We start from the raw sequence: 15,782 nt of genomic DNA on the forward strand, positions 1-15,782 counted from the left end.
TTCGCTATCGCGCCGATAATGCGTTTATCGAAATCGAGAACACGCAGGAAGCATCATACAAATGGATGGATGCACGCGGTAATCATGGTGATAATTGGCGGCCATCTATTTTCATGCCACGCTGGGCGTGCCGTATCATTCTCGATATTGTGTATGTGCGCGTTGAGCGTGTGCAGGAAATCAGCGAAGATGATGCCATTGCTGAAGGCTGTACCGGTGAACACTTTGACCTAGCAGTGAATGATTTTATTTGGTTATGGGACAGCATCAATGCAAAGCGTGGTTTTAGTTGGGAAAGCAATCCGTGGGTGTGGGTCGTTGAATTCAAAGTTGCGCCCACGGCAACACTAACAAATATTGTAGCGGACGCAGGGGATTCACACGGCTACATGCCTAGTGAGTAACTGCGAGCTTATTAGCGGCAAACGTTACTCCGATCCCCTGCGCCGCTAAATACAACGTTAGGAGCCTGAAATGAACAAATCTATTTACGAAAAAGCATCAGATGAACTACACGGGCTTTGTGATGGTTCATCAAGATTTACCATGAGCGTTCCAGTTCGCAATGATGATAGCGATATTGTTATATCTATTGCTCTTGAGCTTTCTAAGGTATTAGCGAAAAAAATCAAAGAACATCAAAACGCTTACGAACGCCAAGAACAAAATCGCATAATGTCGGAAGCTCGTGACTTGGCTGATGCTTATTTGTCTGCAAATTATCTGGCCGAGCAAATGCGAACACCGCTTGATTTTGACCCTGGAGATATTGTTTTAGGCGGTCATACGTGCATCAAGTATCTGCCGCACGTCTCCTAACTTAAGCTGTACCCGACTTTGGCTAGACTCCGCGAAAGTCGGGGATTATAAACTATCAACGGCTCTGGTGGGCAATGTTCACAGGTCAAACCGCCAAAGCCGGTAAGAAAGCCGTTATGTTTTATAGGAGAAGACCATGGCAATAGACCCAACTATCTATGACATCTCATCAAAGGACGCCACGGAAAAGGCCGAATTGCGCATAAGTGGCGAAAGCCACACCGGGTATTATTATTATGACGGGTATAACTACCAGCCAAGCCCCGGTAGATGGTTTCTGAATTCGCTAACCTACAACGAAATCGCGGCCAATCACGCAAAATCTATCGAAATGCAGGCTGATTTTGATTGGCTGCGTGACCAGGGAGTAGGCATTAGTGAGAGCTACCCCTGACATCATCCATCTCAGCGCGTGCGCCGAGGCAAAAATCCTGCCATAGATACAAATCTAGACCGAAAACTCAAACTTGTCCAGATAGCGATAGCATTATTGGCAGCGTATTGGTTTTGCCAGATGGCGATAGCGTTTATAAAAACATAACATCAAATAAAACCGACTTGTGAACCGTACCGCCTAAACTAAAAACAATAACAGCAAGCGGTTCACAAGCGGCTTATTCAAACGCTTAGCGCGCTGCGTAAGCGCAAAGGAGCAAGGCAAAAATGGATTTTGAAAAATTACTCGAAGGATTAGGTATCAAGCGTGGTGGCAATAGCTTCAACAAGCCAACTCAATCAAAGGCGCATAAAAAGCGTGGCATTGGCTACACACGCAAGAGCAAAGCGCAATCAAAGACACGCCGCAAAATGGCAAAGGCAAGTCGTCGTCGCAATCGGAGGGCGCGCTAACAATAGGTGTAGCCGATTTGTGGGGGCTGCGCGTTCTAGTAAGTTCTGAGCGTTTCAACCCCCACAAACGGCTAACCCAAACCGTTAGCCCGACACCTTGCTAACAAAGGAGTCTTATGAGAGAAGTAAAAATAACCTGTGATGGTTGCGGCAAAGATATTACTAATACCGCTCAAATGCCCGCTTTTCGTTTGCATCTTTTGGCAGAGAGTTTACCGCATACGTCAAATTCGGTTTATTCAGTTAGAGTTTATCCGCCAATCAAAAGAGATTGCTATTTTTGTGACACTGAATGTCTAAAAAGTTGGCTAACAACACTTGCAAATGACCCGGCTTCCGCTCCGCTACGCTCCGCGCACGGCTCAAGCTAATCGTTAGACAATATGTTGGACAAAACGGTAAAGACGTTTGACAAAAAGGAGTCAATAGCTTAAAATTATATTGACAAATTATGGCAACCCTGGTATGTGATGGGGTAGTACGGGAGTTGAGCGCCCCGGTGTTTTATGCACCGGGGCGTTTTGCGTTAAAGGAGCAAGTGATGAAGGGACGTTATTTCTTTATTTTGTTATTGGTTGTGGCATCGTTTGCGTTTTCTCCGCTGCAGGACGCGCAACCGGAAGCGCCAATTGAATGGATGTCGCTTGTCAATCAGATTTTGTCGGTTGTGGTGACGTTTGTGGTGGCGACATTGCTGCCGCGCTTGTTCCGAATTGCTGATAAATATTTGCAACGCCTGGAAGCGCAAATTGGCGAGACCAACATGAACCGGGCTTATGTGGTTATTGAAAACGCAGTGCGCGCCGCTGAGCAGCTTGGGATTACAGAACAGATCAAAAATAAGCGCGATTTTGCATTTGACAAAATCGAGCGGGAACTGTACCAGGCCGGGATTGAAATGGACCTGAGCGATATTTACGAAAATATCGAGAGCATGGTCAATAAACTATTTCCGAAGCGCGCTGCATAGTTGTGGAAAACAGGGCGCTGATTGGCGAGATACGCACGTTATTGCGGTCGGAGAAGCCGCCAGACCCGGATCATTTGATGCGGTTGGTCTTGGCAGCGATGGCGGATTTATTGGAGCAGGTAGACGTAAACCACCGGCGAATCGAGATCATGTGGCCCGTGTATCGGGGATTGATTTTTATAGCCGGTGTTTTTGGCGCATCGGTGATTGGCCTGATTTGGGGCCTGCTGACGGGCGCGGTGGTACTGGCGTCGCCGTAGGAACTTTACAAAATGGATAAACCGGACGGGATTGAGCCGCTAGATACAGACGCCGAGATATTGGACGCCTGGAGCGGCGACCACCCAGCCACACGCGCGGATGTTCGCTCTCTGGATGCGCTGCTAAAAGAGAGCAAGGCCGATCTTAAGGTATGGCGGCCTTATTGGTGGCGAGCCAATAAATGGGCGGTGGGCGCAAAGCACCCCGAGACGGGTGAAATTCTCACGTCCCCGCTGTGGGGTGTGGAAGCTCGCTTTGACGAGCGTCACCCCGAGGCTTTTGAACCGGTCGTCCAGCCGGTGCAGGTGACACTGCCCCCGGTCAATTCGCTCCCCGCCACGGATTACAGCGGCATCCGACGGGCATTGCTGCTGGCGGATCAGCATATCGGTTATCGCAAAGGGCTGGACGACGGCGTACTGGAGCCGTTCCATGACCGCCGGGCGCTGGATGTGGCTTTGCAGATTGCGGCGCGTAATCATTTTGATTACATCATTTGGCTGGGCGATTTGCTGGACAGCGCCGAGTGGAGCGACAAATTTCAGGCCGAGCCGGAATTTTATCAAACCACGCAACCGGCAATTTGTGAGGCGGCCTGGTGGCTGGCACGGTTTCGACAGGCTAAACCGCACGCCCAACACAAGGCGCTGGAGGGCAACCATGATGTTCGGCCTGAGAATACGATTGTGCGCTCAATGCAGCAAGCTTACCGGCTGCGCCCGGCGCGGGAACTGAATGCCCCCCACGCATTGAGTATGCGGCGCTTGCTGGGGCTGGACGGGATGGGGATTGAGTGGTTTGGGGGATACCCGCAGGCGGAGTGTTATATCGAAGATGTTTTTGCGGCTACGCACGGTGACGTGGCTGCAGCGGCCCCCGGAGCTACGGCCTGGAAAATGTCGCAAAAATGGGATCTGCCGGTGGTGTTTGGGCATATCCATCGCCGTGAGACGGCCACACGCACGATTTATACGCAGTATGGTACACGGGCGATTACGGCGTTTACGCCGGGGTGCATGTGCCGCCTGGATGGGGTGATACCCGGACATAAACGGGGCCAGCACTGGCAGCAGGGGATTGGCGAAGTGGTTTTAAAAAGCGGCATGGAGCCGCAATTTGGCGCTATCCCGATTGATGATGGGCAGGCGCTGTATAACGGCAAACATTATAAGGCTCGCAGCGATGCTGAGATTTTGGCGAGTTTGGATGCGGGCACGGATTGGAAGTATTAGATCAGTATGAAAAAATTTAGCTGGGACGCGATGGAGCAGTTGGCGCTGGGGCTGGAAATCGATGAGGTCGATGACCAGGATAGCGCTCTTTTGCCTGCCGAGATTGCGCAACGCAGCGATCATGCCCGCCGGGTGCTGGAAAGCCGCGAGTGGGACGTGGATGGAGATGGAAGAAGCCAGGCCCCAAAGTGGCTGATGGATTATTGGCAGCTTATTGATTTGTTTGAAAACTGGCGCGTGGCCTGTTATGTGGCCTGGGAGGCCAGCCCGAAGATTGACCGTTGGCCGAAAACGCTGGATGAATTGGCGACACAGGTACTTGGATTAACCAGCGCCCGACAAATTTATGTGTGGCGCAAGAAGTACCCCCATATTCAGGATGCCATCACGATTTTGCAGGCGGCCCCGTTGTGGGAAAGCCGAGCGGAAGATTTCGAGATATTGGCTGAGGCATCTCGCAAGGCGGTTGATGATTATAAATTTTTCCCCTATTTGAAACTCAAGCTGGAAATGCGGCGCGACTACCAGCCGCGCACTCAGCTTGATCATGCGGTGGCTGTTGATGATGCTAATTTGAGCGATGTACCGGAAGATGAATTGCGCAAATATGCACGCTATGAAGCGATAGAACCAGGAGAAAATGACGCCGAATAGTTTGAGTCGTGAGGAACTGTATACGCAGGAGTTCGCGCGGCGACAACTGGCTCGCCAGAATTTCGCCGACTTTGCGCGTTATATGCTGCCAGAGCACCGCAGGCTGGAGATGCAGCCCTTTCACGAGCTGGTTTGTAGGACGCTCGAACAGGTGCTGATTTATATTATGACCGGCGGCGAGCAGGGGATTGGCAGGTTGATGATATTTATGCCGCCCCGCTATTGGAAAACATTATTGGCTTCGCGCTTGTTTCCGGCGTGGGCGATGGGTAAGAACCCGGATTTGCAGGTGATTACAACGAGCTACAGCGGCAAGTTGGCGTTTAAAAACAGCCGCAATGCGCGCAACTTTGTGATGAGCCAAAAGTATTCGGCATTATTTGGCGATGTTGCTGGCAAAGCCGAGCCAGTGCAGATGAGCCGTGATGTGCAGGCGGTTGAGGAGTGGCAATTGGCCGCCCCCTATCGTGGCAAGAGTTGGGCGGCGGGCGCTGGCGGTTCGATTACGGGCGAGGGCGCACATTATTTTGACATTGATGATCCGTTTAAGGATCGTAAAGAGGCCGAGAGCGAGGGGCGCCGGAATGATATTTGGGATTGGTATCTGGATGTTGTGGATACCCGGCTGGAACGCGGCGGTGCGGTGGTGATTCCACAAACTCGCTGGCACCCGGATGGTTTGAGCGGGCGTTTGCTGCGTGAGCAGGCGGTTAACCCCCAGGCTGATAGGTGGCATGTGTTATCGCTGATGGGTATTTGGGAGCCGCCCAACGTGCCCGACGGGATGACGTTTGAGGAATATCAGGTAGCTGAAATGGAAAAGGGCGTGTGGGTTGATTTGCATGACCCTATGGGGCGCAAGCCCGGCGAGGTGCTTTGGCCGAGTTTTCAATCTCGGGAGAAGCTGGAGGCCAAGCGCTCGGTGAATCCATACGGTTTTTCGAGCCTGTACCAACAGCAGCCCTATATGCGCAGCGGCGGACGGTTTCGGGAAGAGTATTTTTCGGTTACGGACAAGGCGCCTGAGCGTGAGGATATTGCGGCAGTTGTGCGCTATTGGGACAAGGCGGGCACGGCAGGCGGTGGAAAATTCAGCGCCGGTGTTTTGATGTGCCGCACAAAGGATAACCAGTTTTATATTTTGCATGTGGCCCGCGGGCAATGGTCGCCGCATGAGCGCGAGCGCAAGATTTTGCAACACGCCGAGCGTGACCGTAAGGCATTTGGCACAAAATCGGTGACGTGGCTGGAGCAGGAACCGGGTAGCGGCGGCAAGGAAAGCGCACAGAGTACGGTGCGAAATTTGGCCGGGTTTCGTGTGCGAGTGGAAACGGTGAGTGGTAAGGGCAATAAGGAAGAGCGGGCGTATCCGCTGGCGGACCATGCCGAGGGCGCAGGGATTATGTTGCTGCAGGGCGGCTGGAACCGGCCTTATGTTGCCGAGATGGTGGCGTTTAGTAATGGCGCCAAATACACCGATCAGGGCGACGCCAGTTCTGGCGCGTTTAACAAGCTGGCGGTGCCGGTACTGGAGAGCGGATTTTACTAATGGCTATCAGAATTCTGGAACGCCTGGGGCGTAGCGCACAAGGTGACGTACGTAAAAATGATATGCCTTTGCAACCCAAATGGCAGCGTCATTTTCTTTCGATATTTGACAATTTTGAGTCGGTTGTTGAGGATGCCTACAAGAAAAATACCACGGCTTCGGCTTGCATGTGGGTGCTGCAATCCACATTCCCAGAGCCGGAAATGTGGGCGTGGGAGCGGGGCGATCTGAATGACTATAAACCCATCCAGGGGCACGCGTACCGCAAATTGATGCGGCAGCCCAACCCCGATATGGGGGAGGTGGAACTCTACCAATATGTGATTACCTATGCTCCACTGGGTGGCAATGTGTATTTGTGGAAGCAGCGAGATCAGGCGGAGCGCGTCAAGGCGTTGTTTCCGTTCCACGATGGTCAAATTAGACCGATACGGGGGCGCTCTACGGCGGACGGGCTGGTGGCCTATTATGTGCTGGATTTGGGCGATAGCGAGCAATATAACCCGTGGAAGCTAGATCGTTTTGACGACATCCCGGGCGTGGCGATTCCCAAAACGGAGGTGATTCATTGGAAGTGGATGGTAGACCCGGCAAACCCTGAGCGCGGGATGGGCGCATTTGTAGCCAGTGCCGGGGATGTGAAGATTGGTAACGAGATCCGCGATTATATTTATTCGTTTTTGAAAAATGACGCCACCCCGCCGATTGCGGTGACATCTGTTGAAGGGGAGGAAGTGACCCCCGAAAAGGCCACCCGCTGGCGCAAGATGTGGAAGGAACGCATGGGCGGCGAGAACCGGGGGTCGCCTGCATTTTTGCAGTCTGGGCAGACGATACAACAATTGGCGTGGACGCTGAAAGATATGGAATTCAGCACGCTGCAGGATGGGCCGGATACGGCGATTTGTAACGCGTTTCATGTTCATCCGGCGGTGGTGGGCACGCTGGCCGGGCTAAAAAATAGCACGTTTACGAATATGGAAGAAGCCAATAAGTCTTTGGCGATGCAAACGCTGGTGCCACTGTGGCGTTCGTTTGCGAGCGAAGTGCAGCAAGGCATGGCGGGCGAAATTGGTTATGCCGAGGATGTCGTGATCCGTTTTGATTTATCGCAGGTACGAGCACTGCAAGAGAGCCAAACGGAAATTGAAAACCGACTGGGGCAAATGTTTGACCGGGGCGGGATTACACGGGCAGAGTATCGCAAGGCGTTGGGCTTTGACGCCGATGATGCAGACAATGTGTACAAGGAAAATCTGGCGAGTATTTGGGTGCCGAGGGGACAGATACGACAGAATGACCCGGAATTGATTGCAGCGGAGGAAGAGCGGCAAAACGGTGACAAGGTTGGCAGGTTGAAAGTTGAAGGTACTAAAACTGCGGAGCGGATTGGAGTGGCGCTGCGAAGGAAACGGGCGGCGCTGACAGGAAAGATGGCAACGCAGGTGGATGGGTATTTTGATGGGCTGGCGGCGCGAGTGGTAGAGCGGGCGAGCGCATTAGAGAAAAGCGGCGGTAAACAAACTGTGAGCACGAAAGCGCTGCCGGTGGTGACAGAGCTTGTGACGGCGGCGGATGACGCTGAATTGGAAAATTTACTCAAGCGCTGGTACGTGGAAGTTGCCCGTTTGAGCTGGGATACGTGGAATGCGGCGCTGGGTGTGGAGCTGGTTTTTGATGCTACCGATCCGCTGGTGACAGGGCTGGCGAGTATGGCGGGCGGGCGGGTAGTTGAGATTACGGCGACGACGAAAGAGGCCTTGCGGGACACGCTGGCTTATGGTGCTGAAAACGGCTGGAGTATAGATCAGTTGGTGCGCGGCACGGATGAGATGCCCGGAATACGGGATGTGATTGAGCAGACGTATAAAGGCCGGGCCGAGAATATTGCCCGCACAGAACTGGGCACGGCACAGAACACGGCTTCGGTATTGCGGTACCAGGGTGCAGGCGTGGAGCAGGTGATGGTGCTGGATGATGGATTTGATAACAGCAACGAAAACTGCACATGGATTAATGGACAGGTGCGACCGCTGGCCTGGACGCTGGATGATCATCCGGCGGAGGGGCCAAGCGGGATTAAGAACCCGTTGCAGCATCCCAATTGTGTGCGATGTTATGCGCCGTACTACGAGTAATACAGGAGCGAAAAATCGTGGAATATAAAAAACTACCCTTTTTTACGAAGTCGATCGATGAGGAAAGCCGGACTGTGACCGGGGTATTTGCGGTGCATGGCAATATGGATGATGGCCGGGATATTTCGATAAACGGGGCATTTGGCAAGCGGTTGAATGACGGCCAGCGCAAGCGGGTGCGCTTTTTGTGGAACCATGACGGCTATTCGCCGCCGATTGCGAGCCTGAAGGCGATTCGTGAGGTGGGGCGCGAGGAACTACCGGAGAAGGTGCTGGCCTGGGCGCCGGAGGCGACCGGCGGGGCGTTGGTAACACGCCAATATTATAAAGGCGTGCCGCTGGCTGATTGGGTTTTTCAGGCGATTGTGGCAGGCGACATTACCGAGATGAGCTATGCGTATGATGTGCATGAGTATGAGCGCCAGAAGCGCGAAGGCGAAGAACGAGAAGTGCGCATTTTGAAAGACATCGAATTATATGACATCTCTGATGTGAACTGGGGCATGAACCCCGCAACGGCTGGCGTGAAGGGTTTCCCGGTGGCCGGGATGACGTTTACGCAGCATTCGGAATGGGTGGCGACCACCCTGAGCGAATATGTAAAGCGGGTGCAAGACCGCAAGGCTTTTCGAGACCAGGAAGAGCGCAAACTATCGGATGCGGTTGTAGAGCGATTGAGCCAGATGCAGGCGGAGGTCGCCGCTATTTTGAACGAATGTTCTACAAAAGCATCGGACGAAGAAGTACAAAAAGTTTTGACCCATTATTTGCGTTTTGAGGCGCAATATCAAGGAGTGAACCTAAGATGAAGAGCGTAAAAGAATTACAAGCATTGCTGGACGGCAAACGTGATGAAATGGCGCGTTTGTTTGACGACCATGTGGTGATGGATGGCGACGAGGCCAAGTACCAGATGTCGCCTGAGGATGTTTTGAAGGCGCGTGAGCTGCAAGATGAGATGACCAGCCTGGGCAAGGAACTGGATCAGGCCAAAGAGCTTGACCTGATTTACCAGAACAACCAGCGTGAAATTAAAGAATCGCAGCGTGTGGCGATGGATCTTCCGTTGCCGGATGGAAAAAAAGGCGGCGTAGAGCCAACCCCAGCGCGGGCACAGAGCCTGGGTGAAATGTTTACTGAAAGCAAGGCGTATAAGGGCCGCCAGCGCGGGCGTGATGTTTATGCTGAATTCGAAGATTTTGCATTCAAAACGCTGATGGAAACCGGCGCCGGGTTTGCGCCTGAAAGCACGCGCACCGGGAAGATGGTGCCGTATGCGCACCGCCGCCCAACCGTGGCCGATTTGATGCCGAATACCCCCTGGGGGCAGGCGGCGGTGGTCTATATGGAAGAGACCACTTTCACCAACAGCACCGACACGGTGGCGGAAGGCGCACAGTACCCCGAAGGGGCGCTGGCCTACACCGAACGCAGCGAGACGATCCGCAAGATTGCCCAGTTTTTGCCCGTGACCGACGAGCAACTGGACGATGTGCCGGGTATGCGCTCGCTGATTGACAACCGCCTGACAACCATGTTGAAGCTGGTAGAGGAAGACCAGTTGATGAGCGGCTCGGGCGTGGCCCCCGATTTGACGGGCTTTTTGGTGAAATCTGGCGTACAGAGCCAGGCAAAAGGTTCTGACCCTGTGCCGGATGCGATTTATAAAGCCATGACGCTGGTGCGCCACACCGGGTTTGCAGAACCCAGCGCGGTTGTGTTCCACCCGAATGACTGGCAGGATATTCGTTTGCTGCGCACCACGGATGGCATCTATATCTGGGGTTCGCCTGCGGAAGCCGGGCCAGAGCGCATTTGGGGGTTGCCGGTTGTTGTGACCACGGCGGCCACCGAGAATACCGCGTTGTTGGGTGATTTCCCACTGTACTCGGAGTTGTTCCGCCGAGCGGGGGCAACCATTAAGGTCAGCGATTCGCACTCGGATTATTTCATCAAAGGAAAGAACGCCATCCGCATTGATGAGCGGGTTGCACTGGTGATTTACCGGGCGGCTGCATTCTGCAAAGTTACGGGCATCTAAACCGCCCCCCTGTGGTCCCCCCGTCTCATTGAGATGGGGGGACGAAGGAAGGATAATATGAGTGTGATAACTGGTGGAAAGATTATCGAGGGGGCGTATGGCATGTATTATAATGCTGGCGCACCAACCGATGGAGCCAGCGGGACGTATGCGGGCATTGCCCCTGTGGGCGCATTGCTAATTGATACGACCAACGGCAATTTATACCGCAATACGGGCACGCAGGCCGCTCCGGCGTGGAACTTTGCGGAGCGCAAACAGGTGCTTTCTAAAGAATTCAATCTTGATAACGGAGCTGGCACGACCGATGATGACCTGGTGCTGCATTCCATGCAGAGCGTAACCCCGGTGGCTGCGCAGGTGGTGTACACGGAGGCATCTGATTCGGGAGACGCTTCGGGCGCAAATGTTAAAGTTGGCAGTTCGCAAGGCGGCAGTGATGTTGTGGCGGCGACAAACCTGGAGAACGGCAAGGCGGTTGGGTCAGTAACGGCGCTGACGCTGGGATCGGGTGTTGACGATGTGGGCGACAACGGCAGCATTTGGGTGCGTCACACGGGCGTGGCTGCCACGCAAGTGGGCAAATACAAGGTGCTGGTGGAGTATATCTTGAATGACTAAACCTGATCTGGGTATCAGGTTTCCTGATACCCTGGCAGGCTTTTATCAACGTCACCAGGGCGAGACGTGTTTGGTGATTTGCAACGGGCCGAGCCTGAACGAGCTACCGATGGGCTTATTGGAGCAGTACCCAAGTATTGGGTGCAACACGATTTGCGAGTGGTATGCGTTCGAGCCGTGGTATTACGTGGCCGTTGATGACCGGGTACGGCGTGAGTATGGCGATTTGGTGCTGGAACGCTTTGCAGAAATCCCCAAGTTCATACCCACGCCCAACCTGGACAAGTGGCAGGGAGCGATGTTTTATCGCTGGTTTCACCGCCCAGGGCCGCTGTGGCCGTATGACAAACGGGCGATTTGGCCAGCAGAAATTATGAGCAAACCGGGCATCACCTGGGCATGTGTACCGCATGTAATGATGCAACTGGCGTTTTTTATGGGCTTCACGACCATTTTGATTGTCGGGATGGACCATTCGGACGACTATAGTATGCACGCCTGGGGACGGGATGACGGGATGCTGCCCCGCAAGAACCCAAGCCGATTGTGGGCATTGTGGGAAGCCGGGCACAATCAATTATATGAAGGCTTCATGGCGCATGGCGTAGAGATGATTAACATTACGCCGGGAACACAGGAACGCAGCCTACCGAAAGATGATTGGAGAAAATGGTATGCCCCCACAACCGAAGCCGCCTGTTGATACCAAGAGCGACGATTGGATTTATGAGGACTGGGGCGATGGAACCCCGAGGCCAACGGAGAGCAATGATTGAGCGACCGGACGACCCCAGGGCTGTAGCACTGCACGCAGACCGCTTTTATGGCGGTACGGCGTTGATTGTGCTGGGCGGCAACTCGGGCGACGGCTGGGAAAAGCTGCGCGACGAGATTGAGCCGGATGTGATATTGACGGCCAACGGGATGACCCAACTGGCGGGCGCAGATTACTGGATGCTGGGCGAGAATATGAATTTCTGCCACAGCCGGGCTATGACGGGCGATGACCATTTAGCGCTTTATATGCACGTATTGGACCCAAATAACACAGCGGCATTCAAGATGGTGAACCACCGGAATTTTAATTTGTTGCCGCTATATGGGATTGATCCGTGCGATTGCATCAGCATCAGGCGGGGGGGGTACGACCTGAAAGATTTCAGCCTGCGAAAATATGGCGATGGTTTCCTGAATGGCGAGATTTCGGAGAGCGCTGGCTGGCGGAAGGGCGTGAGAGTGCGCAAAGGCACCGTGGGGCTGCAGCTTTTGCACCTGGCCGGTATTTTGGGATGTGCGGCGGTGCATACGATTGGCTGGGATTTGATGTTCAAGAACGCGCAACGGCATCACTGGTATCAGCACCCGACGTATGAAGCCGGGCGGTTTCGTAATGAGACGATGTTTGTGACGCATAAGGGCGTTGAGACGCAGGATTGGTGGCTGGAAACGGCTCATTATTTGAGGACGCTGGAGCCGGTTTTCAAACGGGATGAGATGAGCTGGCAAGATCACAGCGATGGGTTATTGAGCATTGAAGGCGTGTGGTGCGCGGGATGAGATACGGCGTTTACGACCACCAGAAAAAGGCGGCAGCCTATATTGATGCGCTGGAGCAAGAGCATCGGGGCACGGTTGTGACGCAATGCCAGCATATTATCCCCGAAGTTGGGTTTGTGCTGACGGATCACGATGTTTTGGGACGGGTTGGGCACCTTGAGAAATTACGCCAGGCAGGCGCGAAAGCATTTTTTGTATACCCGCACGCCGGGCGGCCCAATGTGGTGAACGATATTTTGCCAGCCTGGGCACATATTACGGCGCATTTTGTCCCCAGTGAGGGGCAGGCTGAGGTGATGCGGGCGTATGGATACCCTAAGCCGATTCATGTGGCGGGGTGGAGTATATGCCCCCCGAGGGCGTTTCAGAAACGGGAAAGGCCGCGGCGGGTATTGTATGCGCCCATTCACCCCCGCTGCGCGTATGTTGACCAGGCGATTAACCTGGCGGGGTTCGAGCGGCTGCACAGGTTGGCGGTGCAGGATGAGATTGATTTGACGGTGCGCTATATTAACGACCTGGAGAAGAGCGGGCTGCGGCATGTGGCGCATAAAAATATCCATTATGTACAGGGGAGCCAGGAGCCGGGCTATCGGCAGATTGATCAGGCGGATGTGGTGGTGGCGCACCAAACGTATTTATATATGGCGGTGGCGCGGGGCGTGCCGAGCGTTGGGCTGGGCACAGATGTGCCGGGACATTTGGTGCCGCTGGGTAAACCGGCGCAGTATGCCCGGCATTGGAATGATTATGTTGATTTGATGGCGTACCCGCTGGATATTTTGCAGGAAGACGACACGCTGGGGCTGCTGGAGCGGGCCATTAACGTGGAAACTGCGGTGGGCCTGTGGCGAAAGCGGATGATTGGGGAGCCGTTTGACGGCGAAAAGGTGCGCACGATTGTGCGCCAGTATGTTGAGGAGCTGTGATGGCTAATCTATTAAGCGCCAGCGAAGCGCGGGTTTTGATTGAAACCACGCTGACAGACACACAACTGGATGCGGTGATTGCGCGAGCGGAAGCGGAGATTACGGCGGCGATTGGCGCTGCCTATACGGACGCGACCACTACGATCAGCGAGACGGTGCGCGGGAAGGCTAAAAATATTTATCTCAACCGCCCAATTTTGAGTGTAACCACGCTGACGGAGTACACGCAACTGAGCGACACCACCGGCAATGTGCTGACAGAGAATGACGAGTTTTTTGTGTGGCACGATCAGGGACGGATTGAGCGCGTTTATTACGAGTGGGACGAAAAAGTGACTGTGGCGTATGTGCCCCGCGATGACCGGGAGAAGCGCAAGAGCGTGATTATTGAGCTGGTGCGGATTGAGTTGGAACGCACGACGATGCGCCAGGAGAGTGTGGCCGGTGAGTATAGTTATACGGCCCCGATGAATTGGGAAGCCGAGCGCCAAAAGCTGATGCGCCGGTTGATGTTTATTGCGGTGTAGCTGATGGGTATTGGAGCGCACTTAACGCACCGCTGCACGGTGCAACGCAAAAGCCAGAGCGGCACAGACGGGCATAATAACCCGACGTATACCTGGGCGGATCAGGATACGGATGTGCATTGCAGGCTGTTCGAAAAGAAGCTGCGCACGCTGACAGACCAGCAGGCCGAGTTTGTGGTGGTGACGGAGTACCGGATGTTGTTTGAGCGCAGCGCAGATGTGCTGGCGGGCGACCGGATTACGGATGTGGTGCTGGATGACGGCACGGAGCCGGGCCTGACGTATGTGATTGATGAATTGCTGCCGCGCCGGGTTGGGCGGCGGGAAAGCAGCCATATTAGTAGCAGGTTGCGTCACATCTCCTGATGTGACATGCGCTTGGGTCGCAGTGGATGCTCCCCAGCGCGAAGGATACGTCATGTCTCCTGAAACGATTAAGGGTAACGGTTATAAATTGACGTGGCGCGGTGATGAGGTGGTTGATGAGGTGGCCGCGAATGTTGCCAGTGCGTTGGGCGAGTTTGGCCTGCGGGCTGAAGGCCGGGCTAAACGAAAGCTGCGACCTTCGGAGCGTGATGAGAAAGGCCACTGGGTGATTGGCGGCGGGCATGGCAAGCGCCGCGGGCATTTGCAGCGCAGCATCCATACGGCAACGCCGGGGCATAACTGGGCCAGCGATGAAGGCAGCGCCGAGATGGGCGGCAAGTTGGTGAAGGCGGCCAGCCGCGGCCTGCAGGTTGTTTTGCAGATTGGTTCGGGGCTGGTGTACGCGTTGAAGCAGCATCAGGATCATTATGACCCGGAAGTGCATCATTATTTGACGAACGCGGTGGAAGAAACGAAAAAGGATTGGCCTGCGATTTTGAAGAAGTACAAGATTAAGAAATAGCGCGACGTCAGATTTCATAATTTGACGTGCGCATGGCTCATAATAGGATGTTTGCCTGCTTATGATTGAACCACAAGAAGCGATGATTAAATATTTACTGGGCCAGGCCGGGGTGACGGCGCTGACGGGCACCCGGATTGCCAGCAAGCATCACTACGGTGAGGGCTGGACGCTGGGGGCCAGCGGGCTGGCGGTGCGTATGGATGGCGGCGCGCCGGATATTTATGCCCCTGAACAGCGCGTGCGGTTGGAGCTGCGCGCTTATGCCAACAGCCCGGCAAATGCGATGACGTTGTATCTGGCGCTGGTGACGGTGAGCCGTAACACGCAGCGGGCCACGGTGAGCACGCTGGCGGGCACGGCGCTGGTGCAGAGCTTTTTACCGGCTTCGGGCGCTTCGCAGTTGTATGAGCCTACGATTGAGATGAATTATGTGATGGTGTTTTTTGATGCGGTGGTGGGTGAGGGCAACATCTCTTGATGCTCGCCAGCGCGAGGAGAAAACTATGGCTAGAAAAAGAACCAGTGAGAATAAGGCCGTGATGCCGGTTGAAGACAAGCATAGCAAAATAAGCGGCACTGAAAAGCCCCAGGTTAAACAAACGGGCAAAGTGCGAGTAAAAGTCTTACCACACCGCGGTGTAGGCGGGCTGGGCGGGCCGGGAAAAGTTGGTTTTATTGACCGCAAATATGCGGAGGAACTCGTGGCCGACGGCTACGTGGAGATTATCGACATCAAATGATGT

The 15,782-nt window shown here is 54.2% G+C and carries 21 protein-coding genes; all 21 read left to right on the forward strand.

The window, feature by feature from the left end:
* Window positions 1-404 (forward strand): hypothetical protein (locus HN413_07920; protein MBT3390324.1); only part of this gene is annotated, 404 nt, incomplete at its 5' end.
* Window positions 405-474: 70 nt separating this feature from the next.
* A complete protein-coding gene (locus tag HN413_07925; protein ID MBT3390325.1) occupies window positions 475-819 on the forward strand; it encodes a hypothetical protein in 345 nt (114 codons plus the stop codon).
* Between the two features lie 136 nt (window positions 820-955).
* Entirely contained in the window at window positions 956-1,213 is a 258-nt protein-coding gene (locus HN413_07930; GenBank protein ID MBT3390326.1) for a hypothetical protein, read from the forward strand.
* 269 nt (window positions 1,214-1,482) lie between these two features.
* On the forward strand, window positions 1,483-1,668 hold the full coding sequence (locus HN413_07935; protein MBT3390327.1) for a hypothetical protein: 186 nt from the start codon (window positions 1,483-1,485) through the stop codon (window positions 1,666-1,668).
* 451 nt (window positions 1,669-2,119) lie between these two features.
* Window positions 2,120-2,638 carry a hypothetical protein gene (locus tag HN413_07940; GenBank protein MBT3390328.1) on the forward strand — a complete coding sequence of 173 codons (519 nt, stop codon included), beginning with the start codon at window positions 2,120-2,122 and terminating at the stop codon, window positions 2,636-2,638.
* A 2-nt stretch (window positions 2,639-2,640) separates the two neighbouring features.
* A complete protein-coding gene (locus tag HN413_07945; GenBank protein MBT3390329.1) occupies window positions 2,641-2,898 on the forward strand; it encodes a hypothetical protein in 258 nt (85 codons plus the stop codon).
* A 12-nt stretch (window positions 2,899-2,910) separates the two neighbouring features.
* Window positions 2,911-4,131 (forward strand): hypothetical protein, encoded by a 1,221-nt coding sequence (locus tag HN413_07950; GenBank protein ID MBT3390330.1) that lies wholly within the window; start codon window positions 2,911-2,913, stop codon window positions 4,129-4,131.
* Between the two features lie 6 nt (window positions 4,132-4,137).
* Window positions 4,138-4,785, forward strand: a complete 648-nt coding sequence (locus HN413_07955) for a hypothetical protein (GenBank protein MBT3390331.1) — start codon at window positions 4,138-4,140, stop codon at window positions 4,783-4,785.
* Window positions 4,772-6,334, forward strand: a complete 1,563-nt coding sequence (gene terL / locus HN413_07960) for a phage terminase large subunit (protein ID MBT3390332.1) — start codon at window positions 4,772-4,774, stop codon at window positions 6,332-6,334. The genes HN413_07955 and terL overlap by 14 nt, the downstream gene beginning before the upstream one ends.
* Complete coding sequence (locus tag HN413_07965; protein MBT3390333.1) at window positions 6,334-8,472, forward strand: phage portal protein; 2,139 nt, start codon at window positions 6,334-6,336, stop codon at window positions 8,470-8,472. Before terL ends, HN413_07965 begins: the two co-directional genes overlap by 1 nt.
* Window positions 8,473-8,489: 17 nt before the next feature.
* Window positions 8,490-9,281 carry a hypothetical protein gene (locus HN413_07970; protein MBT3390334.1) on the forward strand — a complete coding sequence of 264 codons (792 nt, stop codon included), beginning with the start codon at window positions 8,490-8,492 and terminating at the stop codon, window positions 9,279-9,281.
* The gene (locus HN413_07975; protein MBT3390335.1) at window positions 9,278-10,513 is read left to right on the forward strand and encodes a phage major capsid protein; all 1,236 of its coding nucleotides are present in this window, start codon (window positions 9,278-9,280) and stop codon (window positions 10,511-10,513) included. The genes HN413_07970 and HN413_07975 overlap by 4 nt, the downstream gene beginning before the upstream one ends.
* A 57-nt stretch (window positions 10,514-10,570) precedes the next feature.
* The gene (locus tag HN413_07980) at window positions 10,571-11,134 is read left to right on the forward strand and encodes a hypothetical protein (GenBank protein MBT3390336.1); all 564 of its coding nucleotides are present in this window, start codon (window positions 10,571-10,573) and stop codon (window positions 11,132-11,134) included.
* Window positions 11,127-11,837: a hypothetical protein gene (locus tag HN413_07985; protein MBT3390337.1), complete on the forward strand. Its 711-nt coding sequence runs from the start codon at window positions 11,127-11,129 to the stop codon at window positions 11,835-11,837. The genes HN413_07980 and HN413_07985 overlap by 8 nt, the downstream gene beginning before the upstream one ends.
* 65 nt (window positions 11,838-11,902) lie before the next feature.
* Window positions 11,903-12,691, forward strand: coding sequence for a hypothetical protein (locus HN413_07990; protein MBT3390338.1), 789 nt, complete (start codon window positions 11,903-11,905; stop codon window positions 12,689-12,691).
* The gene (locus tag HN413_07995; GenBank protein MBT3390339.1) at window positions 12,688-13,620 is read left to right on the forward strand and encodes a hypothetical protein; all 933 of its coding nucleotides are present in this window, start codon (window positions 12,688-12,690) and stop codon (window positions 13,618-13,620) included. The genes HN413_07990 and HN413_07995 overlap by 4 nt, the downstream gene beginning before the upstream one ends.
* Window positions 13,620-14,147, forward strand: a complete 528-nt coding sequence (locus HN413_08000) for a hypothetical protein (GenBank protein ID MBT3390340.1) — start codon at window positions 13,620-13,622, stop codon at window positions 14,145-14,147. The genes HN413_07995 and HN413_08000 overlap by 1 nt, the downstream gene beginning before the upstream one ends.
* A gap of 3 nt (window positions 14,148-14,150) precedes the next feature.
* A complete protein-coding gene (locus HN413_08005; GenBank protein MBT3390341.1) occupies window positions 14,151-14,513 on the forward strand; it encodes a head-tail adaptor protein in 363 nt (120 codons plus the stop codon).
* A gap of 52 nt (window positions 14,514-14,565) precedes the next feature.
* Complete coding sequence (locus tag HN413_08010) at window positions 14,566-15,036, forward strand: hypothetical protein (GenBank protein MBT3390342.1); 471 nt, start codon at window positions 14,566-14,568, stop codon at window positions 15,034-15,036.
* Between the two features lie 61 nt (window positions 15,037-15,097).
* Complete coding sequence (locus HN413_08015) at window positions 15,098-15,517, forward strand: hypothetical protein (protein MBT3390343.1); 420 nt, start codon at window positions 15,098-15,100, stop codon at window positions 15,515-15,517.
* A gap of 25 nt (window positions 15,518-15,542) precedes the next feature.
* Window positions 15,543-15,779 (forward strand): hypothetical protein, encoded by a 237-nt coding sequence (locus tag HN413_08020; GenBank protein MBT3390344.1) that lies wholly within the window; start codon window positions 15,543-15,545, stop codon window positions 15,777-15,779.
* Window positions 15,780-15,782: the final 3 nt, after the last annotated feature.

The sequence above is a fragment of the Chloroflexota bacterium genome, assembly GCA_018648225.1.
In the GTDB taxonomy this organism is placed as follows: domain Bacteria; phylum Chloroflexota; class Anaerolineae; order Anaerolineales; family UBA11858; genus NIOZ-UU35.